The following is a 22,759-nucleotide window of genomic DNA, read 5'->3' as shown; positions in this document are numbered from 1 at the left end:
TTCGGCATTACTGACTCAGTATGTATAAGCGCTGGATTTAGGGAAATCTGATCGTCTATGTGGCTTGCAAAACTCAAGGCCTTTTCTATTCACTTCATTGCTACTGCGCTCCTAGCAGCGTTAGCAGCATATCTGGTGTTTAACCTGTGGTTTCCGCATCCTTTCGCGGAGATGATGGGTGGAATCAAGTTGTTCGTGCTGGTAGTAGCGTGTGATCTCGCACTGGGGCCTTTGATGTCACTGGTGATCTACAACCCGAATAAAAGGCGAAATGAACTGCTGACTGATTACGCTGTGGTGATTACGCTCCAAATTGCTGCGTTGGCATATGGCCTGCACACCGTTGGACAGGCGCGAATTGCGTTCCTAGTGTTCACAGTCGATCGTTATGTTGTGGTGAGCGCGGGTGAACTGCCAAAGAGCGAACGAAAAAAAGCTTTACAGCCAGAGTGGCGCGGGGTGGACTGGGTGGGGTATCACACCGTATTTGTCCAGCAAGTTGCAGATCCTAGTGCCAATTATCAACTCATCATGAGTGCATTGGGCGGTGGGCGAGATTTGCAACACGTCGTGGAAAACTATCGACCGGTGGCTGAACACTTGGCCGATATCTTGCAAGTTGCCAAATCCATGGAATCACTGCGTTCACGCTTTCCCGAACAGGTTCAAGCGATCGATGCCGCCGTAGTGAAGTCTGCACGTGAGGAGCAAGGTTTGCTGTGGCTGCCAGTTCAGGCAGCTAGAGTGTTTTGGGTGGCGATCATCGACGCTCGAACTGCTCTACCCGTGGCATGGCTGAATATCGACTCTTTGTAGGAGGGTGACTTGCGTGACGCCGAGAAAAATCTATTGTTAGAAGCTACTACCACGTACGGCGTTTCAGTACTCATCGCCGCTGCAGTGCTAACCGTATGGCCGAGGCGGCCACGACGATGGCTCTTATCTATGGAACTGTTGGCCTCGGCGTGCGCGCTGGTATTTCTGGTCTGGGACTGGGTTAGCTGGCGGGTCATGCGTAAAGGAGAAATCACGGATAGCACCGTGCTGCGCTGGCTGGCGGTGCCTGTCGGCATGGTGGTCGTTCTGACAGTCCGATAGCACAGGATCTGTGGCTTTTGCAGTAGGCTAGAGCGAAATTAGAAGAAGAGCTTCACTCGGAATTGCTGTGGGGTGCGGGCCCCGCAGCTTGAAAAGCCAAGTCATATGTCTGGGTATATCTGGAAAGTCTTAAGCGCGCATATCTTGAACAAGAGCGCTTGCCGGGCGTTTCGCTCGGACTGGCGATATTGGAGCGTCCACATCTTTCATCTCGTGGCATTCGTACCGCTTCTTTCACCAATTGGACGGTGGCGGGCATGGTGACCAGCCAGTGCGGAATGCCCTTCCAGCCTTTTGTGAAGCAAGCTGACGGGCATCAACCGGGTGCATCTTGTTTCGGGGACCTACCCGCCGAACGTGGTTGTGGTTACGAACTGAGTTATATCGTAGCCTCCGATCTGGCGTTTTCAGGTAAAGGCCGTTTTTACCGTGATTATGGTTCGACAAGAGAAGTGATATTTCACGAACTCAAATGCGAAGCACCCCAGCATTTCAACTGGCGGTGTTTATGACGATGCTGTCCTTGCCAGGACGCAAGGCGAATTCGTTCGGTTGAAGCGGTCAGGTAAGCCGTTTGGATTGGTGCTTCTGACCAAGGCAACCCACCCGTCAGATGCTTATATCAAAACCGCCTACCCCGTGCGTCAGAAGTTCGACAATCGAATGCTGGCCGCCGCGCATTGCTCGGACGGCTAGGTGATGGAGCTTGTGCTGTGGCTGCAGGCGCGCGCCTGACGATTTGCTCATCTTCATTGGCTCCGATCATCTGCAGACGGCTGGATCTCCGCAAGATACTTGGCGGCAACCCGCCACCGGGGAAAACCCCTGATAGTGGGGCATGTCCAAGGAGCGATAAGCCGGCCGTCGACTATCTTTGTCAATGTCGCGCCCACCGTCGCGAGCATGCTAGAGTGTCGAGTGCGCATGCCATTCGACTGGCTGCAACTTAATGCTTGAAGAGCGGACGCTGGTGAAAAATACGGACGTGCATCGCTGGTATCGATGCTGCTCAATGGGAGTTGAGTTTGCGCAACGGAAGGCCGCTTTGCAACCGGAACTATAGGAGCCGTATCAAAGCACGGATTCTCCATTTCACATTACACATGCGCTCTGTAGAGCTGATGATTGATGAACGTTCGTGCGACTGACCGTTTTTGCCAGGGAAACCCAAGCGCAGTGCCTACCTTTAGCATTGTGCTCCCAGCGAAAAATGAGGCCAATGCCATTGCTCGTGTTGTGCGGGCCCTCGTGTCGGCGCATCCACAGGCAGAAGTCATCATCGTAGACGATGGTTCGAGCGACGACACGGCGGAGGTAGCCCGGAGCGCCGGCGCCTGCGTGATAAGTCACCCCTACAGCAAGGGTAACGGTGCCTCAATCAAAACAGGAGCCCGAGCGGTAACCGCAGAAGTAATTGTATTCATGGATGCAGATGGCCAGCACGATCCTGCGGACATTCCCCGTCTGCTGGAAAAAATGAACCAAGGCCACGATATGGTGGTCGGCGCAAGGCAAAAAGGCTCACAGGCGAGCATTGGGCGGGGCTTGGCAAATGGCCTCTATAACAGCCTTGCCAGTTGGATGACCGGGCATAGGGTGGAAGACTTGACTTCAGGCTTCCGCGCTGTGCGGGCAAGCAAGTTCAGAGAGTTTTTATATCTGCTTCCCAACGGATTCTCTTACCCCACTACCAGCACAATGGCCTTCTTTCGCGCTGGGTATTCAGTGGCTTATGTTCCTATTCATGCTTCTAAGCGCATCGGGAAGAGCCACGTGCGCCTGCTACGTGACGGAACCCGCTTTCTACTCATCATCTTCAAGATTGGATCGTTGTACTCTCCGTTGAAGCTTTTCGGACCCGTTGCACTGTTTCTATGGGCGCTGGCGACCGGTTGGTATGTTTATACATACAGCACGATGGGGCGGTTTACTAATATGAGTGCTCTTTTTTATACCGGCGGAGTGGTCACGTTCATGATGGGCTTGATTTCCGAACAGATCACAGCACTAATGTATCGAAAAGATGGATAGCGTCTTTCAGCAATCGCACGTGGAATGAATTTTTCTGGCCGAAATCCTGAAGAAAATGCAGAGCAATAGTCCGATACACGTTTGTCTTTTCGATTCATGGGGCGAAGTTTTGCGCGAAGGTGGAGGCTTTTGAAAACGTTGCTCGTTCTCGCATCCACGTACCCTCGGTGGAGGAACGATCCTGAGCCAGGATTCGTGCATGAGCTTTCCAGGCGCCTTACAGGGCAGTTTCGCGTGATTGTGCTTGGCCCCCATGCACCGGGAGCCGCGTCCCGCGAGGTGATGGACGGCGTGGAGGTCGTGCGTTATCGCTATGCGCCTGAGCGCTGGGAAACGCTTGTCAACGACGGCGGGATCGTCACCAACCTGCAACTGCGCCGATGGAAGCTGCTGTTGGTGCCTTCCTTCATCCTGATGCAAGCATGGCAGGCGTGGCGGCTGTGCGGGCGGGAGAGCGTTGATGTGATCCATGCGCACTGGTTGATTCCGCAAGGCTTGATGGCGGCTATGCTGCAGTTCTTGCCGGGGCGAAGTCCACCGTTCGTGGTGACATCGCACGGAGCGGATCTGTATGCGCTTAAGGGTAGCGTATTGGATGGCCTCAAACGGTATGTGCTCGACCGTGCTAGCGCGGCGACCGTAGTAAGCAGCGCCATGCGTGACTCGATGAGCGCCTTGAATGCTGATATGACGAGGGTGTCAGTGCAGCCGATGGGTGTGGACATGACGCATCGCTTTGTGCCAGATGATTCTGTGCTCCGCCATCCTTGCGAGTTGTTGTTTGTCGGGCGGCTGGTGGAGAAAAAGGGACTGCGTCACTTGCTGGCGGCCTTGCCTCTGGTGCATCGCTATTACCCAGAAACAAAGTTAACGGTGGCCGGGTTTGGGCCTGATGAGTCGGCGCTGAAGGCTGAAGTGATCCGTCTCGGACTGATTTCGCATGTCAGGTTTATAGGGCCCGTTATCCAATCCGACTTGCCCGCACTTTATCGACGCGCGACGCTTTTTGTTGCTCCATTCGTACGCGCCCGTTCGGGTGATGAAGAGGGTTTAGGTCTAGTGTTGGTGGAGGCGGCAGCTTGCGCCTGCCCGGTGCTGGCGGGCGATGTGCCCGCCCTGCGGCAGGTATGGGGCGATGGCTTCGATGAAATGAAGGTCGATCCTACAAACCCGGAAAGCATGGCCGACAAAATATGCGCTGTTTTGCGTGATCCTTCGGCGGCGCAAGTGCGCGCCATTACTTTGCGTCAGACACTATTGACCAAGCTGGACTGGGCTGAGGTGACAGTTGGATATGCCCGCGTGCTGGCTGACGTTGCTCAAGGCAGGAGCGGGCAAGATGCGTCTTGACGAACTGGGCATCTGGTTTCCTGCCGTGAAGGTGGGAACGGGCGTGGATGTGTTCACCGAGCAGTTGTGCGCTGGACTGAATGGCATAGGCATTCGCGCCGAAGTGAGTTGGCTGCCCGCGCGGGCCGAATACCTGCCTTGGTCGGTGAATGTGCCGCAGGCGCCTTCGTGGGCTAGCGCGGTCCACGTCAATACATGGCTACATCGTCGATTTGTTCCCCCCATTTGCCATTGGTGGCAACCATGCACCTGTGCGTGCACGACCCGGCGTACGCGCCTTACAAGAGTAGGGCGCAGGCCTTATATCACCGGTATTGGGTGCGCCCTGCGGAGGCCTGGATCTTGGAGCGCGCGTGCAAGGTAGTAGCCGTCAGCGAGTACACCGCTGAAAGAACACGGCGTGAATTTGGTGCTCAGAATATACAAACCATCATCAACGGTGTGCCTATCCCGGCGACAGACGTTCTTTTGCAGAAGCGCAGGCTGCAGAAACCTTTTCGCCTGCTTTATGTAGGCAACTGGTCTTCGCGTAAGGGCATCGACATGCTAGGTCCCATCATGCACCAGCTCGGGAACGAGTTTGAATTGAGATACACGGCTGACGCGCATGGAGCCCATCAGCGGGCGCAATTGCCTGCCAACTGCGTTTGCATTGGGCGGCTGTCGCAACAGCAAGTATCGCGGGCCTATCAGGAAGCGGATGCGTTGCTGTTTCCGTCCAGGCTCGAAGGCTTACCTCTTTCGGTGCTGGAGGCCATGGCGGCAGGCTTGCCGGCCATCGTGTCGGATCAATCTTCACTGCTGGAAGTGGTGACGAATGGAATCGATGGATATGTGTGCCCGGGCGATGACGTGTCGGCATTTGTAGCAGCTGCAAGGCACATGTCATCGGATGAGGCCGCTTTAGCGAACCTGAGTGCTGCCGCGCGCCGTACGGCACAGGACCGCTTTTCGGTGACCGCGATGGTGAGCGCTTACGCGAGTCTTTATCATGATGTGATTGCTCGGCGTTGATGCATTCTTGGCACTTTAGGGGCCAAGTGGCCGGCGATCCAGCCGTCCGAGCATACCGTCAGTGATGCCGTGTAGATAGGCTCTGGCCTGTTGAAGTCGATCAGGCATTTGGATCATGGTGAACGCGAAGCGCAGGAGTGTCACGCACAGCACCCCAAGCTGTGGCACTATGCCGTAGTGACGGCGGGCTACCCACAGGCGGTTGCGCACTTCAAAGTATCGCTTCCACGCTGGGATGCGTTGGAGCCAGATTCTTCGGTGTAGTAGGCCTATGGGTTGAAGCACTGGTAAAGGGTGCCGAAGAACGGCAGTCGGCTGGAGATACAGCGTGTAACCTGCTTTGCGAGCGCGCATTGTGAAGTCGATGTCGTCGCCTGATATGAAAAGGCGCGATTCGGGAAGACCAATGCAGTTGATAGCGGTCGAAGGCAGCAATAAACCAAGAAAAGGCAGCGACTTCACGGGCAATGGCGAGCTAGGCATGTCCGTCAGATGTCGAACAGTGCTCCCATCCTGTTTGGAAGCGGGCCAGCATAAGATATTGTGGTCGGGCGGGTGCCCCACGGCGGCGGGTCCGGCCATGATGTTCTCTTTGTCGTTGATCAGTTCGGTGAGTCGTTCCAGGCAAGATTCCGTCGGTTCGGCATCGTCGTCCATGACCCAGACCCAATGTCCGTCAGCAACGTCTATAGATTGCAGGCCCAGCGCGAATCCTCCGGCTCCGCCAAGGTTTGCATCCGAGCGCGTGACGGTCGTGGGCATTGAGGTTCGGCCTTGAAAGTGCTGGAGTACATCAGCGGTTTCGGGTCCGGAGCCGTTATCGATGACCAGCAATTGGGAGGGAGGAATGGTCTGCGCTTCGATCGCATCCAGAGCTCTCGCAAGTAAAGCGGGGCGATTGTAGGTTACAACAATAGCTGTTACGGAGATCATGAGGCCTTTCTGTTGGTAAGCTCAGGCTGCGATGATCCGCTGTGCGGCGTTCATTGCGGCTGCTACCACCTGATCCATGTTGTAGTAGCGATATTCGGCCAGTCGACCGACGAACGTAACGCCGGGTTCAGCTTCCGCGAGCGTCTGATAGCGCTTGTAAAGGGCTTCGGTATCTTCACTGGGAATAGGGTAGTAGGGATCTCCCTCGGCCTGCGGATACTCGCGCACGATGGATGTACCCGGATGCTGCTGACCCTTAAGGTGCTTGAATTCGGTAATGCGCGTGTATGCATGATCGTTCGGGTAGTTCACGGTGCCCACAGGTTGAAACTGCTCCACACCAGGAAAATGCTCATGCTCAAAGCGCAATGAGCGGTACGGCAGGGGACCAAAGCAGTGGCTGAAGTAGGCGTCAATCGGGCCCGTGTAGACCACATGGTCAAACCCGCTGCGTTGGCGCACATCGAAAAAATCTACACCCAGTTCCACGGTGATGTTGGGGTGATCGAGCATGCGCTCAAACATCTTCGTGTAGCCCTGCAGCGGCATGGCTTGGAAGGTGTCCGTAAAGTAGCGGTCATCTGTGTTGGTGCGTACCGGAATACGCGCTGCGACCCCTGCTTTCAGCTGAGAGGGCTCCATACCCCACTGTTTGCGGGTGTAGTTGAGGAAGAACTTGTCGTACAAATCCCGCCCCACGCTGTTGAGCACTACGTCTTCGCTGGTGCGAATGGGATCACGCGGCTCTCGTACCTGCTCGAAGTAGGCGGCAGCGCCAGCTTCATCCAGGTTTAGCCCGTAAAGCTGGTTGAGCGTGTCGCGGTTGATCGGGAATGGATAGAGCTTCCCGTTTACCACGCTACGCACACGATGTTCATAGGGGTGCCAATGGGTAAAGCGTGAGAGGTAATTCCACACCCGCTCGCTGTTGGTGTGAAATAGGTGCGGGCCGTAGCGATGAATCTGCACGCCTTGGGCATCAAACTCATCGAAGGCGTTGCCAGCGATGTGAGAGCGCTTGTCGATGACGTGAACTTTATGGCCAGCGTCAGCTAGTTCGCGGGAAACAACGCTACCGGCAAAGCCAGCACCGGCGATAAGAATGGTTGAAGTTGTCATCTAGCTCTCAAAACTTAATGTCCCACTTATCGTGCCGATTTCCCTTAAGCCCGAGCACACCATTGAAGAAGCTGCCGAAAAAAGCAGGACTGTGCCATCTTATTCGGTTCTGTCAGTAACGCAGTAAGAAACCGAACAAAAAGGGCCGGGGATGGTCTGCGTCAAGAACTTGATTTCAAAATGCTTGCGAGAAATGAGGAGACGGTTGTGGATGTCGTAGTATCTTTCCCAAGGGGGCGCCAAGCATGTCAAAGTTCTCCATAGGACCATCGCCATAAATGGGCGCGGCTTTGGGTGATCGACGCGGCCTAGCCCAACGATCATTAAGTCCGCACCGTCGCGATGCGCGCGGACGCAGCATTCAACATCATCTGCTGCTATGAAATAGTCCGCGTGGGGTAAACCGATTTGTTCTACCATTTTTTCAATGGGCAAGGAATTCAAGAAAAAGGAGCGACCGAACTCTGTCTCACCTCGCAATATCTTTGGAATTCTCCACATCGTCTAGTGGAAGGTAAAGCACAGTCGTCAACCAAGAAGCTTCATAAGCATGGACTGCCAGTGAATCATCTATCGTGGAAGGATCGGAGGTAAATTCCATAAGCTTCTCTAAGGCCTCGAGATGGGGCTCGGCGTCAGCATCGGTCATCCACTCTCAATCGGGTCCTGAATCGAGTGCATGCTGTAAACCGGCAGCGAAGCCGCCTGAGACTCCAGAGTCCGCAGGAAGTACCACCAACCCAAAAGCCTATGCGTCAAACAACTGTTGGGATCGAAGAGCCGCAACGGTTCCGTCAGCGGCCGCATTGGCATCGACGGAGACTTTGTGAGATTCGAGTGTGCGAGAAGTTAGTGCCAAAAGACGCCTTGAAAGCAAAACTGAACAATTGTGTCCAAGGAGAACCGCGGCTACAGAGTTCTGATGGTCCGAATAGCTCAGGGTACCTTACGAATATGGCTTCTAGCGAACAGGGATTCACGAAAGAGACGTACTGCATGGTTTGCTATGCGCTTAGGTGCAAGCATCCATTCAATAGCCAATGGCGGAAGAAAACTTAGTTTATCAAAAACGTCAAATTCTGGACGTGAGGAAGGGTCCAAGGTTAAAGCAATCTTTGCAAATCTAGACCAATATAAAGGGGAGAGGTAAAATCCTCCGTGGACGGTTTTCCATAATCCTTGCACGGTTGCCTTTTTTCGGCATGCGTTCATATGGCCAGCATTCGATACCGCATTATATGTCTTGAGAATGGAGTCTGCTTTATTCTTGAAGTAAGCGTTGTTTGCTCTATTGAATGAAAGTCTACCTCCTCTGTGTTGAAACCATACGCCGACAACATCCGATTTTGCGAGGTGCAAAACTTGATTTGAAGTGGCAATTGTTCGCATCCATTCTTCGTCTTCCGGAATCCTAAGAGGGCTACCCCAGCGCTTGTCAATAATTATTGCCCTCTTATAAACGACGGTGAAAGGGAGTGCCAAGAAATCTCCGCTCAGGGTCATTGCAACAAAGTCACTTTCGCTGGAGGGCGTTGCTATGCCGTGGCAGGTTCCTTTTTCATCCTCTATTCTAGCTCCATAAAGGCTTACATTGTAATTGGAATCGAGGAGCTCAATATATTGTTTCCTGGCCGTCTGTGGGATCAAGTAGTCGTCGTCATCAAGGAAGCGTATCAAATGGCCCCTGGCTTTAGATAAGCCTAGATTGCGTGCGGCATTAGGATCAGCGGGCTCAGATGGAATGATTCTTAAATTCTCTTTGCCGGACCACTTAGAAAGCGATTCTCCACAAGTGTAATCCCCACCGTTTGGTACAACGATAACCTCGACTTCTTCGTCAGACATTTCCTGAAAAGCACTCTCTACAGCACGACAAAGAAGCTCAGGTCTATTGTGCGTAGGGATAATGACGGTGACAATTGGTGAAGGCATGCGCATCTAGACCGATTTGGTATGTCTAGCAGTGGGTAAGAACCTGGTATGGAGGCTGATAAAGTATCGGGCGAGCTTCCTCGAAAGACGGCTCAAGGCTGCGTCGAGCATTGCAAAACGTGAGAGTTCTGGGATGTATTCCTTAACTAGCGATCGAGTGTAGGAAATCGGAACTCTTGCGCGGCCTGATATTTGAATTGCAAGTGAATAAAAAAACGTCGCTTGTCGAACGAATAAGCGCTCCTCGGCAGAAGAATGCGATTGCGTTGCTCTAAGCCACCACTGAGCAGTTAGGAGGTACCCAATCACATTGCGAACGCCTGCTGGGCTTGTCATGATAGAATTAGGTCGAACTCGTCTCCGGTAGTAGACGTGATGAGTAACGATTGTGGTGCCGCTTCTCATGAAAAGCGCCGGAGTAAAAGGCTCATCCTCATGGATTATGTTTTGAAAACGAAGAGGCTCTTTTGAATCTATAACTTTCCGTCTGAAAATATAAAGAAATGCGCAGACTGGAAAATTCTCTTGCTCTAGTGAACTAATTAAGCAGGATCTTCCATTTTTAAAAATTCCGCCATTCTTTCGTTGCAAGTACTCGCTACTAGGTAACTTGAGGCCTGTTTTGTGTTCGAAGTCTATAGCGGAGAAGGCGAAGAGATCTACGCCTGGGTGCCGCTCTAGTGCTTCTTTAAATGAACTGGTTAACCCAGGTAAAAGGATGTCATCGGCATCCATGAAATATATAAAATCTGACCCCGCAAGTTCGATTCCCGCGTTGCGAGCGGGCCCCAGGCCTTGGTTGTTCTGGTATTGGTAGCGGATTCGCGGATCTTTGAAGTTTCGTACTATCTCCCGAGTTCGATCTGATGAGCCGTCATCAACTACTATTATCCTAGAGACTGGAGGCTCCTGAGATAATGCGCTCTGAAGGGCGTCGCCGATATAATCTTCTACATTGTAAGCTGGGATGATAATCGATATGTCGATATTCACTTCCTAGGCTGCCTTAGTTATAGGGTTGAGGGGTTGTGGAGATGGGAGGATGGAATTCCTGTTCCTGGATGAGTAGGAGTAATGTTGACGCGGCAGGATGCTTACACGTGCTCGATGTATCGAGTGTAGCGAAATCTAAATCCACTCCAGCAAGCTCTTGCGACGGCAAACCTAAGTTTCCAGCTTTTCGTGTGCCGAATTGCTCTGGTAATTGTTCTTAAGCAGAAAAGAGAACCAGAGAGGAGGCTGTCCTTCTCAAAGTGATAGCTTGCTTCGTTCCTGATTCCGTAGGAAAATTTCCAAAGAGATTCTTGGGTCAATTGTCGAAAATCTAAGGCCGAAAAATTGCTGCTGGTTTCATGTGTTACGACACTGTCAGATACCAAGTAACAATACATTTCATTAGAGATTCGTCTGCTGAACTCCGAATCATCAAACCAGATAAAGAATTCTTTAACTGGGAGGCCGTGCTGTACGACCGCTTTCCGGCTGACTAGCATAGACACGAAAGAAGAGGCAGTTAGACGCGATAAGTTGCTGGAGTAAAAGTGCGGTTCAATCCATAAGCCATGAGGAACGGGAATATTCATCAAGCATGGACTTTTATCTTTCCAAATTACCCTGGATGCGAGAAATCCAATATTATCTCTTAGATTTGTAGGGAGTAACAACGGGGCTCGAAGAAGATTTTTGAGGCAATCTGGTTCGGGAATGCAGTCGTCATCCATTATCCATAACCACTCAGCACCCTCGCGAAAGGCAAGTCTCATGCCTACATGGAATCCACCTGCTCCACCGATATTTTTCTCAAGCGTAACTAATTCAACATTTGGCTGTAACAGCCATCCCGATTTTTCCAGGGTTTCAATAGTTCCATCTGTCGATGCGTTATCGATAATTAAGATTTTGTCTGCCTTTCGTGTCTGCCCTGCTACTGCTGAGAGACACGCCAGGAGTGGCGTGCGTCGATTGTAGGTGACTATAATCGCTACTGTATAAACCATGGCATGCTAAGCACTGAAGTTCATTGTTCGATAATATTTTTATAACTCATGGCAAGATCTGACTGATTGTTGTAATTATTTAATATGGATCTTGACATGCTCTCCCGGTTCATTGCTATTTTCTCGAGATGCTCTAGGATATCGGATATCTGATTATCGTTCGGGCATATAGGAAATTCTATTATTTCATCGTAACCAAGTAGTTTCTGTATTGATGATGTTTTATGGGAGTTTGAAGATAGGAATATACACGGTACACCTGAAGCGCTTGCGATGATTGACGGGTGGTATCTTCCTGTAATATACGCAATGCTTCCGCCGATGAGGCCTGCGGCAGCAAAAACCGATGTGTGCTTTGGAATAAATCTAGCGCCGCACTCGATTGCTACTTCTTTGAGGAATGTGTCTCCGTCGCAAGTCTCAATACAAAAGACGGGGTAGCCCAAATTTTGAATTGATGTCACAAGTTTCTTGAACTGTGGTTGGATAGAGTGTTCATATCGCCATGCGCTCGAACTTCCGGATATGCACACATAGGGGCGGTTGAATGAAATATTAGAAAATCCTTCATGGGTTGGGTAGGAAGATCCAATCTCCCACTCTTTTTGAAGAGCTCGATGGCAATTTCGAAAGCGGCTTCCCCACGTAAAAAGAGCATCAGGGATAAGTCGCAATTTTGAGTTTCCTATTTTGGAGGAAACATATTCATACGATTGATGCTCTCTAACGGCGATGGTTTGGCAGTACTCTAGTAGAGGTATTGCACTTTTAACTACCTCGGTGTCTTCGCCGCTGTAAGGGCAAGGCGCTATCATCGCATTTAAGAGGTAGACTGGCTTATTTATTTCTCTCGCAAGAGCGATTGCGAAAAGAATGTATAGCGCATCTCTGCTTGTTGATTTTCCGAAAATAAGCGTACCTTCGCCATTTATGATAAGTCCAGACGATCTTTCGAGTTGGTCGGAAAGTGATTTGATTCGTGGCGTGGTTTTTGAGAAAGTTTTGTATAGTTCTAGGCTTTCTATCGGATTACTGGTTATGTAATCGTGTTTTGCGCCAAATGATCGGTCAATTGCTTCAATGAGCCTCATTGCTCGAGGCATCAATAGTCTAGTTCGCCACGCACGGTTGTAGAATTTGTGCGTTAGAATTCCGCCAAGTTTCAGTGGGCCGCGGGCGTAAGCATCCCAACCTGAGTGATTAACGCTTTCCAATGCGTCTATCCTCAATATTTTATTGTTTACTTGGATAAGTTGCTCCAGCGCCAGGCCAGTAGTCCGACACCCAAAGTTAGGTAACTCCATTAGATTGTTAAGATAGAGATGCATGGTATGCGGATAACTTGATCAGGATTTCTATCTGCCGAATGTGGATGTCAAAGGGGTTGCTTGATGCTTTTATGTAAATGCGAATTGATTTTGATGGTTTTGTTTTGGTTGATGCTTTTTGGTGGTATGTATTGCTCAACCCGAACAGTATATTTAGCTGTGTAGTAGTATTGCAAGTTCTCATACTTATGAGTTCCTCTGCCCGATCTGGTGTTTAATTTTCGGGAACGTGTATTGGACTGTGTCACGGAAGCGGGCCTTGAAAAGACCAAGTTGGATGACTGCCGCCCCTCGGGGTGTTCCGCGTCTACTTCTCTATGTTTGCATTGGCGCATGGATATGACGACGCGGGGCAGAGGGCCTTGAGTGTCTGCGTATTTGGCAGCGCTTCGATGGTCGGTTTCAGCAAGATGTTTTTCACTTTCTTGTGGGCTAACGAACTGGTCAGACTGAAGTCGCTACAGTTACCAGCTCTTTCGATTACTGTGAGGATAAAACTCGGAACTACATCAATGTTGTGAGGGTGTTTTTTTGGAGATGAGCGACTATCTTCTTCGCGGTTCTTGTTTTATGGCTCGATTTTCCTCAGTAACGCTGGACCACACTAACTTGGCTAAACTGGAGTTTTGATCATCATTGCTAGAGCCCTTGAATCGCCATATATTGACTAGGTGGGAGGTGGGTTGAATGTTACGACCAAGTCGCATGCTTTGAGTGACGCCTCCCGGTGGGCGATGACCACTATAGTTTTTCTTCCCGATAAGCTACGAATCGCTACGTTTAGTGCTTCTTCGGTGTCAGCGTCCAGAGCGCTGGTCGCTTCATCCATAAAAAGGACAGCAGGGTCGCAGTAGAGCGCACGGGCAATTCCTATCCTCTGGCGCTGTCCGCCCGAAAGTCGAATTCCCCGGTCTCCCACCATTGAGTCGTACCCTTGAGGCAATTCTTCGGTCACGAACTTGTGAATTTGAGCGATTCGTGCGGCTCGTTCTACGGCATGCATATTGATCCGCTGCTTTGGCAGGCCGAAGGCGATGTTCTCCGCAACGCTGCCGTCTGCTATGTAGATATGTTGTGGCACGTAGCCAATAGCGCGCTGCCAAGCTACTGCGTTATTTTGTGTGATGGCTGTGCCATCTACGCTGAGTATTCCACGTTGGGGTTCGAGCAGGCCAAGCAGAATGTCCATGACCGTGCTTTTGCCGGCTCCACTCTTTCCCGCAATTCCGATGCAGGTGTTGGCTGGAATCACCAAATTGAAATTTTTTAGAACCGGCCTGTCTTGGCTTGCCGGGTATGCGTAGTGAATTCCTTGCAGGCGGATTTCTGTGCGAACCGGTAGCGCTTGCGGAGGGCAGGTTCTTAGCGGATGCTCGCGAAGAGCCATGCCCTGATGCAAGTGATCCAGTACAGCAGACGCAAACTGGAACCGGGTAAAGCCGCGGTACATGACCTGTGCCGCAGGGAGCATGCGGTACGCTGCAAATCCATAGAGTCCTAATGCAGGGAGGACTTGAGCAATGTCTCCTTTTTGAGCCAGTAGACTCAAAGCGATGATGATTAAGCCGGTATAGCCAATTGCTTCAACCAGATAGAGTGGAGTCTGGCTGAGCGTATCTGCGGCGGCCATGTGCCGAGCTTGCGTGCGGGAGGCCTGGGCATAGCGCTGCAGGTAGCTATTTTCAGCATGCATCACCTTGATCTCGCGAATGCCGTGCAGTGCTTCATTGCAGCTTTGATATCTCTCCTTGTTTACGGTTTGTAACTCGGTGCCCATGTGCCGGAGGCGCTGACGCACCAAGCCGTAGATCGCTCCGTAAAGTGTCCCCAAGACCAACACGATTGCGAGTGCCATCCAGGGGTTGTAGATAAATACCAGTGTCAACATGGCTAGCACTATGATCGATTGTGCGATCACTTGCGACATAGGCTGAATCAGGTTTCCCATCAGCATGTCTACTTCAGCGAGGATGCTCTTGGACAACTCTGCACTGTTCCGAGTCAAAAAAATTCATAGGGTTGACTCAAGTAGCGTGCCATAAGCCTGCTGCTGATGGAATGCCGCAGAAGATGAACGAATCGGTTGAGTAGGTGTTGCGTAACTGTTTTGAAAGCTGACGAGGCTATGACGAGTGCAATGGAGGTCAACCCGAGCACCGTGATAAAGCTGCGCGGCTCAGTAAACCCAAGGCGAATGTAGACCGCATACAGCCAAGGGGTTTCCTGAATAATGCTGGGTCTTGCTAGTACCGATAGGAAGGGCATTATCGACACAACGCCCACGGTTTCGGCTATAGCCATTAACAGCGCGAGCAGCAGCATCCAAACCGCTTTGCGCTGTTCGGAGGGCAAGAAAAGCGCCCAAACTTTCTTCAGCGTGTCAAACATGACGACTAAGAAACACAATAGTTGATCTCATAATGCGCATTACTCTTCCGCCACAATTTATTAAAAATGGCGAGCTATGTGGAGAATAAAAAAGTATAGATGCTCACTCGCACTTCAGGGATTTTTGGCGTGCTGACCTTCAATCTATAGTGATCTAGTTTAGTCACGGGGTGGCGAAAAAATGACGCCCTGCTTTCATTCATCCATTAGTGTTCTGTTATTTTGCGTTCGGCTCGGTGTGAGGCGCTTTATTCTTTATTAAGCTCAATCTCTGCTTGTACTCATTTTGCATGATATGCAAGGAATATGCCGCAAGTATGTCCGAGGACCTTGGCCAGTTTTGCTTTTCCGGCTGTTGTGCGCGTGCAGAGATGATGAACGATTTTGCACCCGGTGGTTGCGCTAACGCAGAAATGGATTCTGGCGCGGTTTCGGCAATAACGCGCAGCAATGCTCGATTCTCGTCACTTTGCACCTCGGCCACCGACTTCATCGAAGTAAACCAGATTTTCGGTTCGCTCGGTTTGGGCTTGTAGTCGCCGCGCGCAATGGCCAATACACGCTTGCGAATCTGGTCTTGGGGCATGATGCCAATCACAAAGGACTTCATGGCTTCCTCAACTCTCGTGACCGCAGATGCTGTGCTGCTGCCAGTGCCGCGCCCACCACTTGATCCATGTTGTAGTAGCGATACTCCGCCAACCGCCCCACGAAGGTGACACCGGCCTCAGCTTCCGCCAGCGCCTGGTAGCGCTGAAACAATGCCTCATTCTCGTCGCTAGGTATAGGGTAGTATGGGTCACCTTCAGCCTGCGGGTACTCGCGCACGATGGAAGTGCCTGAGTGCTGCTGGCCCTTCAGGTGTTTGAACTCCGTGATGCGTGTGTAAGCGTGATCGTTCGGGTAGTTCACGGTGCCCACTGGCTGAAACTGCTCCACACCCGGCAGATGCTCATGCTCAAAGCGTAGTGAGCGGTAGGGCAGTGGCCCGAAGCAATAACCAAAATAGGTGTCAATCGGGCCTGTGTAGACCACGTGGTCAAACCCGCCGCGCTGGCGCACATCAAAGAAATCTACGCCCAGTTCCACGTTGATGTTGGGGTGATCGAGCATTCGCTCGAACATCTTCGTGTAGCCTTGCAGCGGCATGGCCTGGAAGGTGTCTGTGAAATAGCGGTCGTCTGTGTTGGTGCGTACCGGAATGCGCGCGGCCACCCCGGCCTTGAGCTGCGACGGATCCATGCCCCATTGTTTGCGCGTGTAGTTGAGAAAGAACTTCTCGTAAAGGTCACGCCCCACGCTGTTGAGCACGACATCTTCACTAGTTCGCACGGGCTCTCGCGGCTCTCGTACTTGCTCGAAGTAGGCTGCTGCACCAGCTTCGTCCAGATTCAGTCCGTACAGCTGGGTGAGTGTGTCTCGGTTGATAGGGAATGGGTAGAGCTTGCCACCAACCACGCCGCGCACGCGATGTTCGTAGGAATGCCAGTCGGTAAAGCGTGAAAGGTAGTTCCAAACGCGCTCGCTGTTGGTGTGAAAAATGTGCGGTCCGTAGCGATGAACCTGTACGCCGTGCGCATCGTATTCGTCGTACGCGTTACCGGCGATGTGAGGGCGCCTGTCGATGACGTGGACTTTGTGGCCGGCGTCGGCCAGTTCGCGAGCTACAACGCTGCCGGCGAAGCCAGCACCGGCAATAAGAATGTTTGGAGTGTTCATTTGAGGCACAGGATTTCACACATCAGTTGGCGTGAAGCCTTCAGTTTCTGTTCCCGATGCTGAGATATTCCGGCTCTATTCTGGATCAACATACACGCTACTTTCGAGCCTTTCCCGCAGCGCTTTGGTGAGCGCCATGGCCGCAGCAGATAGGCGTGCAAAGGCGGCCTCCTAGACTACCCGGTCCTCGCGTTTGTCGACGGCCACGTTACCAACAAGTGGTCATCCTGCAAAGAGTACACCAGCCGGACGCCTCGCTGCCGTAACTTTATCTTGTAGCACCCTGCAAGGGGTCCGTGTAACGCGTGGAGTAGTGCTGCGACTTTTGGGGTGGCTTGGGGGTGACTGGTGTGCACACCTCGCGCCAGATGGTTGGCGGTCAGCTCGATACCCAGGGCTTTCATGACCGCCAGAGTCGTCTATAGAGTCGGGTTGCCGTTCTCGCTGAAAGAGCGGTAAAGCTGCTCGCGGGAAAGCCCGGTTTGCCCTTCAATCTGGACCATTCCCTTGGCACGCGCGACGGCCCCCAGCGCATGCGCGATATAGCCGGCGTCATTCGTCTGGAACGCTTCCGCCATGAAGATCGCAATGGCTTCGTCAGAAGTCAGGTCCACGTCGGGATCATAGGTAGTCAGTTTTTCAGCCAATTCATTCGCTCCATGCTTCAGCCAGGCGCTTTGCAGCCTTGATGTCCTTCGCTAGCGTGCTTTTGTCACCGCCGCACAGCAGGACGATGATCGTGCATCCTCTCTTCAGGAAGTAGATCCATGATTTCCACGGCAGGCGATTGGTGCGTATTGTCGATGTCGGGTCGGATGCCCCAACCCACCGCGGACTGCAGGTCGCCAGGCAGACTGTTGCTATTGGTGGTCACGATACTTGCCTCCCTGTGTTTGCTAAGCGCAGGCCCGCAGCCGTTAAGCGGTAGCGCTGCAAGCGGCTCTGTGGTTTTTCAGGAATGGTCATCTCGATGATTCCGGCATCCAGCAGTCTTCGAGTTTGCCTGTGTAGTGCGCCCGACACCGAAACATGTCCCAGGGCTTTGGCCAGTTCTGCCTTTCCGGCGGTCATTTGCGTGCCGAGGTGCTGAACGATCTTGGCGGCCAGCCCCGACTCTAGCCCCGACTCTAGCCCCGACTCTAGCCCCGACTCTAGCCCCGACTCTAGCCCCGACTCTAGCCCCGACTCTAGCCCCGACTCTAGCCCCGACTCTAGCCCCGACTCTAGCCCCGTTCCATATGATGAGATAGTTCGGCTCTATTCTCGATCAATACACAAGCTACTTTGTGAGCTTGTTCCGCAGCGCTTTGGTGAGAGCAGCGGCCGCAGCAGATAGGCGTGCAATGGCGGACTCGTAGACTACCCCGTCTTCGCGTTTGTCGACGGCCACCACGGTTACCAACAAGTAGTCGTCCTCCACAGAGTACACCAGCCGGACGCCTTGCTGCCGTAACTTTATCTTGTAGCACCCTGCAAGGGGTCCGTGTAGTTCTCCGCCGGGAACGCGAGGGTTGTCGAGTCTTTTGGCAAGAAGCTTCTTGAGATTGGCCTGAACAGAGCCGTCCAAATTACGCCATTCTTCAAGGGCCTCGGGCATGAAGCGAAGCTTGTATTTGTGCTTCTGCTTCTGCTTTCCTTCAGAGGTCGTCAATGTCCACCTCGATAGCCCGTGCCTTCTCTGCCAGGCGACTGGCCGCCTTGCGATACAGGTCCTGGTCAGCGAGTTCCTCCAGCATGGCCTCGAAGAGGTGCGGCTCGACCATGTAGAAGGCGGCTCGATTGTGGTTGAGCACTGCGACAGGTCGGTTGTTGGCTTCCCTTAGTACGGCAGCCGGGTTCTTTTTGAACTCGGACATGCTCACCACGACGTCAGTAAGGATGGTTTCCATAATTGGCTCCATATTTAGAGCTCAATATAGCTACAGACCGCTCTTTGGTCAAGCTAAGTTCTAGCGTCTGGCAATGCCTGCCCGAAGCCAAACAATCTGAGTCGCGAACGGGGGCGATATTTTCCGTAGCGTTCGAGGATGCGCTACGTAAATTCCCGCGGTCGGTGGCAACACGAATTCGGGTGATCGGCTGCGTTGCCTTTCTTGTCAATAGCTGGGCTATTGGCTGCAAAAAGACGCCTTGTTCCTAGCATTACTTTATGCGGCAACAATCCGAAACTCGGTCGCCTTTGCAATGGGTCGTACGAGGTTGCGCTCACGTTTCAAGTCGACTATGCCGTAGTTGGACATGGTCTTGAGCGTGCGTGAAAGATTGCCCGGTTTGCGCCCGGTGGTATGCGCTAGCGCAGAAATGGATTCTGGCGCAGTCTCGGCAATAACGCGCAGCAATGCTCGATTCTCGTCACTTAGCACCTCGGCCAGCGACTTCATCGAAGTAAACCAGATTTTCGGTTCGCTCGGTTTGGGCTTGTAGTCGCCGCGCGCAATGGCCAATACACGCTTGCGAATCTGGTCTTGGGGCATGATGCCAATCACAAAGGATTTCATGGCTTCCTCAACTCCAGTAAAACGCGGTCTACGTCCGCGAAAAAATCTTCCAGCAATTGCTGGGCGTCCTTGAACTCGTAAGGCACGCCCTTGTCGATCGCATGTCGATGCTTGTGATCGAACGCCACTATGTGACCCGCGTACTTGAACTTCTTAGGAGGCTTGACTGAGTGAGCATTGTCATAACCCAAGATGCGGCGCCCATAAGGCTCATGAAGCGTAAGCGAATATCGAACGCCATGCGGAATTTGATCAGTTGCGACAACTTTCCATGCCTCCAGCTTGATCCAGTAACCATTTCCTTGGTCAAGAATTGACCCGTTCAGATCAAGCAGGGTGTCAAGGGCAGCGTCACGCGTCATGCCGAATTGTATGATCTGATGATACCAAGTTTCGGTCGATGTGTGTTTTTATCCTGCTAACAGACGCTGCACATCCGCCAGCGCTGTGTCAGGGAGCCACACTACCGACCACCTATTGCCTGCTTCTTGCTGCGCGTGTGGGAGGGTAGCGACTTGGGGGGGTAGCTTGAGGGGTAGCTTGAGGGGTAGCTTGAGGGGCCGATCAGGCCGCCACGGTATTGCCACCCGCCTTGAATCGCCCTCTTGTGTCCACAATCAGCGCCGCGTGGCTTTGCAGCATCGCATAGTCAAACCCGTCATGATCGGTGGCCAGTACCACGCAGTCATAGCGGCCGAGCGTATCTGCATTTAGCGGCTCAGACTTAAGATCAAAATGGTAGTCGCGCTTGCGCGGAAACACGGGCACATGCGGATCGCTGTAGGCAATGTGGGCGCCCTTGGCTTGCAGCAGATCCATGATTTCCACGGCGGGGCTTTCGCGCGTGTCGTCTATGTTCTTTTTATAGGCCAGGCCCAGCACCAGTATGCGGCTGCCTTTGATGGGCTTGCCCCGGTCGTTCAGGGCATCGGCTATTTTGCCGACCACCCAGTGGGGCATGTGATGATTGATTTCGCCGGCCAGCTCTATGAAGCGCGTGTTGACTCCATATTCGCGGGCCTTCCAGGTTAAATAGAACGGGTCGATGGGGATGCAGTGGCCGCCCAGGCCGGGGCCGGGTTTGTACGGCACAAAACCGAAGGGTTTGGTGGCGGCGGCTTCTATGACCTCGTGGATGTTGATTCCCATTTTGTCGGCCACGATTTTCATTTCGTTGACCAGGCCTATGTTCACACTGCGGTGAATGTTTTCCAGCAGCTTGGTCATTTCTGCGGCGCGGGTGCTGCTGACGGGCACCATGGTTTGTATGGCGTGCTGGTACAGGGCGGTGCCCAGCGCCAGGCAGCTTGGCGTGCTGCCGCCGATGACCTTCGGAATATTCTTGGTGCCATAGTGCGGGTTGCCGGGGTCTTCACGCTCGGGCGAGAAGACGAGCGCGCAGTTTTCACCGGGGTTCAGGCCCTGCGCGCGCAGGCGGGGGGCTAATATTTCTTCTGTGGTGCCGGGCCAGGTGGTGCTTTCCAGGCTTACAAGCTGGCCTGTGCGCATGTGGGGCAGGGCGGCTTCAATGGTGTTGATGATGAAGCTCAGGTCCGGCTCGCGGTGGGCGTTGAGCGGTGTGGGCACGCAGATGATGAGGGCATCTACCTCACGGGTGCGGGTGAAGTCGCCGGTGGCCTCAAAGCCGCGGCTTCTAGCGGCTTGTATGAGTTCGGGTGTCAGGCGCTCTATGTAGCTTTGGCTGGAGTTGAGAAGCTCCACCTTTTTGGGGTCTATGTCAAAGCCGATGACTTTCAGGCCGACTTCGGCAAAGCGCAGGGCCAGTGGTAGGCCTACGTAGCCAAGGCCGTAGATGCCCACAATGGCCTGCTGGTTGGCTATGCGTTCTTGCAGGGAGGCAAGGGGTTCATTCACGTGGGTGGAGGCAGGCATGTGGCGGCAATGCTTTTTGGTATGGGGGTTGTTGCTATCTTTGTAGGAGCGGCTTTAGAGGCTGTCGTTAAAGTGGTTGGTGCAGCAGTGGCGATTGCCCCCTCTCCTTTCGGGAGAGGGTTGGGGTGAGGGAGCGCGTCCAAAGACAGTCTCAGATCATGCGCCGCTGCCCTCACCCTGGCCCTCTCCCGGAGGGAGAGGGAAGAAGAACGAGGCCGTTTTGCGACACCCTCTTTAGCCGCGAATGGTGACCTTTTCAGCAACGAAGCCCTTCGCGGCTAAAGCCGCTCCTACACCAGAGGGAAGCGTGCCTCGCTTGATTGAACTGTGTTGGATACATGGCGACACGCTTGGTTTGTGGGCACAAGAAGGATCATGCAAGTATCTCGCACGCCGGTGAAGCTACTCACTGGCGTAGCCTTTTGGGTTGGCCGCTTGCCAGCGCCAGGTGTCGGCGCACATGTCGTGCAGGGTGCGCTTGGCCTTCCAGTGCAGCAGCTCTTGGGCCTGAGTGGAGTCGGCGTAATAGGCCGGCACATCGCCGGGCCGGCGGGCGACGATTTGGTACGGCACCGTCTGGCCGCTGGCGGCTTCAAAGGCTTTAACCACGTCCAGTACAGAGCAGCCTTGGCCAGTGCCCAGGTTCAGCGTGAGCAGGTCGCCATTTGGGCGGTTTGCCAGGTACTTGAGTGTGGCTACATGGCCTTCAGCCAAGTCCATGACATGAATGTAGTCGCGCACGCCAGTGCCATCATGCGTGGGGTAGTCTCCGCCAAAAATCGAGAGCATGGGCCGGGTGCCGCAGGCTACCTGGCTGATGAATGGCATCAGGTTGTTGGGTGTGCCGCTGGGGTTTTCGCCAATGCGGCCGCTGGGGTGGGCACCCACGGGGTTGAAATAGCGCAGGCGGGCGATGCGCCACTGCGGTTGCGCCGTGTGCAGGTCTGCCAGGCAGCGCTCAACCATCCATTTGCTGGTGGCGTAGGGGCTGTGGGTGATGCCAGTCGGAGACGTTTCTTCTAAAGGCAGGTCTTCGGGGGCGGGGTCTCCGTAGACCGTGGCTGATGATGAAAACACCACGGTGGAAACTTTGGCGCGCTGCATGGCTTGCAGCAGGTTAAAGGTGCCTGCCACGTTGTTGTCGTAATACAGCATAGGCTCGGCGACGGATTCGCCTACGGCCTTTAGCCCCGCAAAATGGATGACGGCATCAATGCGTGGGCCGGCAAACGCTGCGTCTAGCGTGGCGGCGTCCCGCACATCTCCCTTGATCAAGGTCAGGCTGCGGCCTGCCAAGGCCTGAACGCGTCGCAAGGCCTCGGGGGAGCTGTTGCAAAAATTGTCTATAACCGTGACGCTGAAGCCTTCTTCCAGAAGGCATAGGCAGGTGTGAGACCCAATGTAGCCAGCTCCGCCGGTGACGAGCACATGCATTTTGGTTTTCCTTGATGGTCCGGAG

The 22,759-nt window shown here is 53.2% G+C and carries 24 protein-coding genes; 5 read left to right on the top strand and 19 right to left on the bottom strand.

Annotated elements, in window-relative coordinates; translation table 11 throughout:
* Positions 1–57: 57 nt before the first annotated feature.
* The 5 genes from tfpZ (at position 58) to AAAK34_RS01300 (ending at position 5,493) form a co-directional block, all read left to right on the top strand.
* Positions 58–816 (top strand): TfpX/TfpZ family type IV pilin accessory protein, encoded by a 759-nt coding sequence (tfpZ, locus tag AAAK34_RS01320; protein ID WP_231696981.1) that lies wholly within the window; start codon positions 58–60, stop codon positions 814–816.
* Positions 817–1,256: 440 nt separating this feature from the next.
* Positions 1,257–1,610 carry a hypothetical protein gene (locus AAAK34_RS01315; protein ID WP_431777656.1) on the top strand — a complete coding sequence of 118 codons (354 nt, stop codon included), beginning with the start codon at positions 1,257–1,259 and terminating at the stop codon, positions 1,608–1,610.
* A 616-nt stretch (positions 1,611–2,226) separates the two neighbouring features.
* Entirely contained in the window at positions 2,227–3,129 is a 903-nt protein-coding gene (locus AAAK34_RS01310; protein WP_231696984.1) for a glycosyltransferase family 2 protein, read from the top strand.
* A 195-nt stretch (positions 3,130–3,324) separates the two neighbouring features.
* Positions 3,325–4,479, top strand: coding sequence for a glycosyltransferase (locus AAAK34_RS01305; RefSeq protein WP_431777655.1), 1,155 nt, complete (start codon positions 3,325–3,327; stop codon positions 4,477–4,479).
* Between the two features lie 195 nt (positions 4,480–4,674).
* Entirely contained in the window at positions 4,675–5,493 is an 819-nt protein-coding gene (locus tag AAAK34_RS01300) for a glycosyltransferase family 4 protein (RefSeq protein ID WP_431777654.1), read from the top strand.
* Between the two features lie 15 nt (positions 5,494–5,508).
* Here AAAK34_RS01300 and AAAK34_RS01295 read toward each other — a convergent pair whose 3' ends face one another.
* The 19 genes from AAAK34_RS01295 to galE form a co-directional block, all read right to left on the bottom strand.
* On the bottom strand, positions 5,509–6,426 hold the full coding sequence (locus tag AAAK34_RS01295) for a glycosyltransferase (protein WP_231696986.1): 918 nt from the start codon (positions 6,424–6,426) through the stop codon (positions 5,509–5,511).
* Positions 6,427–6,447: 21 nt separating this feature from the next.
* Complete coding sequence (glf, locus tag AAAK34_RS01290; RefSeq protein ID WP_231696987.1) at positions 6,448–7,545, bottom strand: UDP-galactopyranose mutase; 1,098 nt, start codon at positions 7,543–7,545, stop codon at positions 6,448–6,450.
* 936 nt (positions 7,546–8,481) lie between these two features.
* Positions 8,482–9,477 carry a glycosyltransferase family 2 protein gene (locus tag AAAK34_RS01285; protein ID WP_231696989.1) on the bottom strand — a complete coding sequence of 332 codons (996 nt, stop codon included), beginning with the start codon at positions 9,475–9,477 and terminating at the stop codon, positions 8,482–8,484.
* A gap of 6 nt (positions 9,478–9,483) precedes the next feature.
* Positions 9,484–10,470, bottom strand: coding sequence for a glycosyltransferase family 2 protein (locus tag AAAK34_RS01280; RefSeq protein WP_431777653.1), 987 nt, complete (start codon positions 10,468–10,470; stop codon positions 9,484–9,486).
* Between the two features lie 101 nt (positions 10,471–10,571).
* Positions 10,572–11,474, bottom strand: a complete 903-nt coding sequence (locus AAAK34_RS01275; RefSeq protein WP_231696990.1) for a glycosyltransferase family 2 protein — start codon at positions 11,472–11,474, stop codon at positions 10,572–10,574.
* Between the two features lie 20 nt (positions 11,475–11,494).
* Complete coding sequence (locus tag AAAK34_RS01270; RefSeq protein ID WP_231696991.1) at positions 11,495–12,565, bottom strand: polysaccharide pyruvyl transferase family protein; 1,071 nt, start codon at positions 12,563–12,565, stop codon at positions 11,495–11,497.
* Between the two features lie 904 nt (positions 12,566–13,469).
* Positions 13,470–14,750, bottom strand: a complete 1,281-nt coding sequence (locus AAAK34_RS01265) for an ABC transporter ATP-binding protein (protein WP_431777990.1) — start codon at positions 14,748–14,750, stop codon at positions 13,470–13,472.
* A gap of 53 nt (positions 14,751–14,803) precedes the next feature.
* A complete protein-coding gene (locus AAAK34_RS01260) occupies positions 14,804–15,190 on the bottom strand; it encodes a hypothetical protein (RefSeq protein WP_431777652.1) in 387 nt (128 codons plus the stop codon).
* Positions 15,191–15,407: 217 nt separating this feature from the next.
* Positions 15,408–15,800 carry a hypothetical protein gene (locus AAAK34_RS01255; protein WP_231696993.1) on the bottom strand — a complete coding sequence of 131 codons (393 nt, stop codon included), beginning with the start codon at positions 15,798–15,800 and terminating at the stop codon, positions 15,408–15,410.
* Positions 15,797–16,909, bottom strand: a complete 1,113-nt coding sequence (gene glf / locus AAAK34_RS01250; RefSeq protein WP_231696994.1) for a UDP-galactopyranose mutase — start codon at positions 16,907–16,909, stop codon at positions 15,797–15,799. Before glf (AAAK34_RS01250) ends, AAAK34_RS01255 begins: the two co-directional genes overlap by 4 nt.
* A 419-nt stretch (positions 16,910–17,328) precedes the next feature.
* On the bottom strand, positions 17,329–17,556 hold the full coding sequence (locus AAAK34_RS01245) for an addiction module antidote protein (RefSeq protein WP_231696995.1): 228 nt from the start codon (positions 17,554–17,556) through the stop codon (positions 17,329–17,331).
* Between the two features lie 65 nt (positions 17,557–17,621).
* The gene (locus AAAK34_RS01240) at positions 17,622–17,783 is read right to left on the bottom strand and encodes a hypothetical protein (protein WP_431777651.1); all 162 of its coding nucleotides are present in this window, start codon (positions 17,781–17,783) and stop codon (positions 17,622–17,624) included.
* Positions 17,780–17,980 (bottom strand): Fic family protein, encoded by a 201-nt coding sequence (locus tag AAAK34_RS01235; RefSeq protein WP_231696996.1) that lies wholly within the window; start codon positions 17,978–17,980, stop codon positions 17,780–17,782. The genes AAAK34_RS01240 and AAAK34_RS01235 overlap by 4 nt, the downstream gene beginning before the upstream one ends.
* 208 nt (positions 17,981–18,188) lie before the next feature.
* Entirely contained in the window at positions 18,189–18,506 is a 318-nt protein-coding gene (locus tag AAAK34_RS01230; RefSeq protein ID WP_431777650.1) for a type II toxin-antitoxin system RelE family toxin, read from the bottom strand.
* Between the two features lie 40 nt (positions 18,507–18,546).
* A complete protein-coding gene (locus AAAK34_RS01225) occupies positions 18,547–18,798 on the bottom strand; it encodes a type II toxin-antitoxin system Phd/YefM family antitoxin (protein WP_231696998.1) in 252 nt (83 codons plus the stop codon).
* 258 nt (positions 18,799–19,056) lie between these two features.
* Complete coding sequence (locus AAAK34_RS01220; RefSeq protein WP_231696999.1) at positions 19,057–19,407, bottom strand: transcriptional regulator; 351 nt, start codon at positions 19,405–19,407, stop codon at positions 19,057–19,059.
* Entirely contained in the window at positions 19,404–19,769 is a 366-nt protein-coding gene (locus tag AAAK34_RS01215; RefSeq protein ID WP_231697000.1) for a toxin-antitoxin system TumE family protein, read from the bottom strand. Before AAAK34_RS01215 ends, AAAK34_RS01220 begins: the two co-directional genes overlap by 4 nt.
* Positions 19,770–19,971: 202 nt before the next feature.
* A complete protein-coding gene (locus AAAK34_RS01210; RefSeq protein ID WP_231697001.1) occupies positions 19,972–21,300 on the bottom strand; it encodes a nucleotide sugar dehydrogenase in 1,329 nt (442 codons plus the stop codon).
* Positions 21,301–21,702: 402 nt separating this feature from the next.
* Complete coding sequence (gene galE / locus AAAK34_RS01205) at positions 21,703–22,734, bottom strand: UDP-glucose 4-epimerase GalE (protein ID WP_231697002.1); 1,032 nt, start codon at positions 22,732–22,734, stop codon at positions 21,703–21,705.
* Between the last annotated feature and the right edge of the window lie 25 nt (positions 22,735–22,759).

Origin of the sequence: Ottowia caeni, assembly GCF_050821495.1 — a bacterium.
Lineage (GTDB): Bacteria > Pseudomonadota > Gammaproteobacteria > Burkholderiales > Burkholderiaceae_C > Ottowia > Ottowia caeni.
The sequence above is the reverse complement of the archived record's forward strand: the minus strand, read 5'-3'. Positions and strand labels throughout refer to the sequence as shown.

What these genes read in the sequence shown, in the direction of transcription:
- AAAK34_RS01310 (WP_231696984.1), top strand. Translation starts at nt 2,227, where the DNA reads ATGAACGTTCGTGCGACTGACCGTTTTTGCCAGGGAAACCCAAGCGCA.
- AAAK34_RS01275 (WP_231696990.1), bottom strand. Translation starts at nt 11,474, where the DNA reads ATGGTTTATACAGTAGCGATTATAGTCACCTACAATCGACGCACGCCA.
- glf (WP_231696987.1), bottom strand. Translation starts at nt 7,545, where the DNA reads ATGACAACTTCAACCATTCTTATCGCCGGTGCTGGCTTTGCCGGTAGC.
- AAAK34_RS01300 (WP_431777654.1), top strand. Translation starts at nt 4,675, where the DNA reads ATGGCTACATCGTCGATTTGTTCCCCCCATTTGCCATTGGTGGCAACC.
- AAAK34_RS01235 (WP_231696996.1), bottom strand. Translation starts at nt 17,980, where the DNA reads ATGACCGCCGGAAAGGCAGAACTGGCCAAAGCCCTGGGACATGTTTCG.
- AAAK34_RS01270 (WP_231696991.1), bottom strand. Translation starts at nt 12,565, where the DNA reads ATGAGGCTCATTGAAGCAATTGACCGATCATTTGGCGCAAAACACGAT.
- AAAK34_RS01210 (WP_231697001.1), bottom strand. Translation starts at nt 21,300, where the DNA reads ATGCCTGCCTCCACCCACGTGAATGAACCCCTTGCCTCCCTGCAAGAA.
- AAAK34_RS01225 (WP_231696998.1), bottom strand. Translation starts at nt 18,798, where the DNA reads ATGGAAACCATCCTTACTGACGTCGTGGTGAGCATGTCCGAGTTCAAA.
- AAAK34_RS01265 (WP_431777990.1), bottom strand. Translation starts at nt 14,750, where the DNA reads ATGGGAAACCTGATTCAGCCTATGTCGCAAGTGATCGCACAATCGATC.
- AAAK34_RS01295 (WP_231696986.1), bottom strand. Translation starts at nt 6,426, where the DNA reads ATGATCTCCGTAACAGCTATTGTTGTAACCTACAATCGCCCCGCTTTA.
- glf (WP_231696994.1), bottom strand. Translation starts at nt 16,909, where the DNA reads ATGAACACTCCAAACATTCTTATTGCCGGTGCTGGCTTCGCCGGCAGC.
- AAAK34_RS01215 (WP_231697000.1), bottom strand. Translation starts at nt 19,769, where the DNA reads ATGACGCGTGACGCTGCCCTTGACACCCTGCTTGATCTGAACGGGTCA.
- AAAK34_RS01285 (WP_231696989.1), bottom strand. Translation starts at nt 9,477, where the DNA reads ATGCCTTCACCAATTGTCACCGTCATTATCCCTACGCACAATAGACCT.
- galE (WP_231697002.1), bottom strand. Translation starts at nt 22,734, where the DNA reads ATGCATGTGCTCGTCACCGGCGGAGCTGGCTACATTGGGTCTCACACC.
- AAAK34_RS01255 (WP_231696993.1), bottom strand. Translation starts at nt 15,800, where the DNA reads ATGAAGTCCTTTGTGATTGGCATCATGCCCCAAGACCAGATTCGCAAG.
- tfpZ (WP_231696981.1), top strand. Translation starts at nt 58, where the DNA reads ATGTGGCTTGCAAAACTCAAGGCCTTTTCTATTCACTTCATTGCTACT.
- AAAK34_RS01230 (WP_431777650.1), bottom strand. Translation starts at nt 18,506, where the DNA reads ATGCCCGAGGCCCTTGAAGAATGGCGTAATTTGGACGGCTCTGTTCAG.
- AAAK34_RS01260 (WP_431777652.1), bottom strand. Translation starts at nt 15,190, where the DNA reads ATGTTTGACACGCTGAAGAAAGTTTGGGCGCTTTTCTTGCCCTCCGAA.
- AAAK34_RS01220 (WP_231696999.1), bottom strand. Translation starts at nt 19,407, where the DNA reads ATGAAATCCTTTGTGATTGGCATCATGCCCCAAGACCAGATTCGCAAG.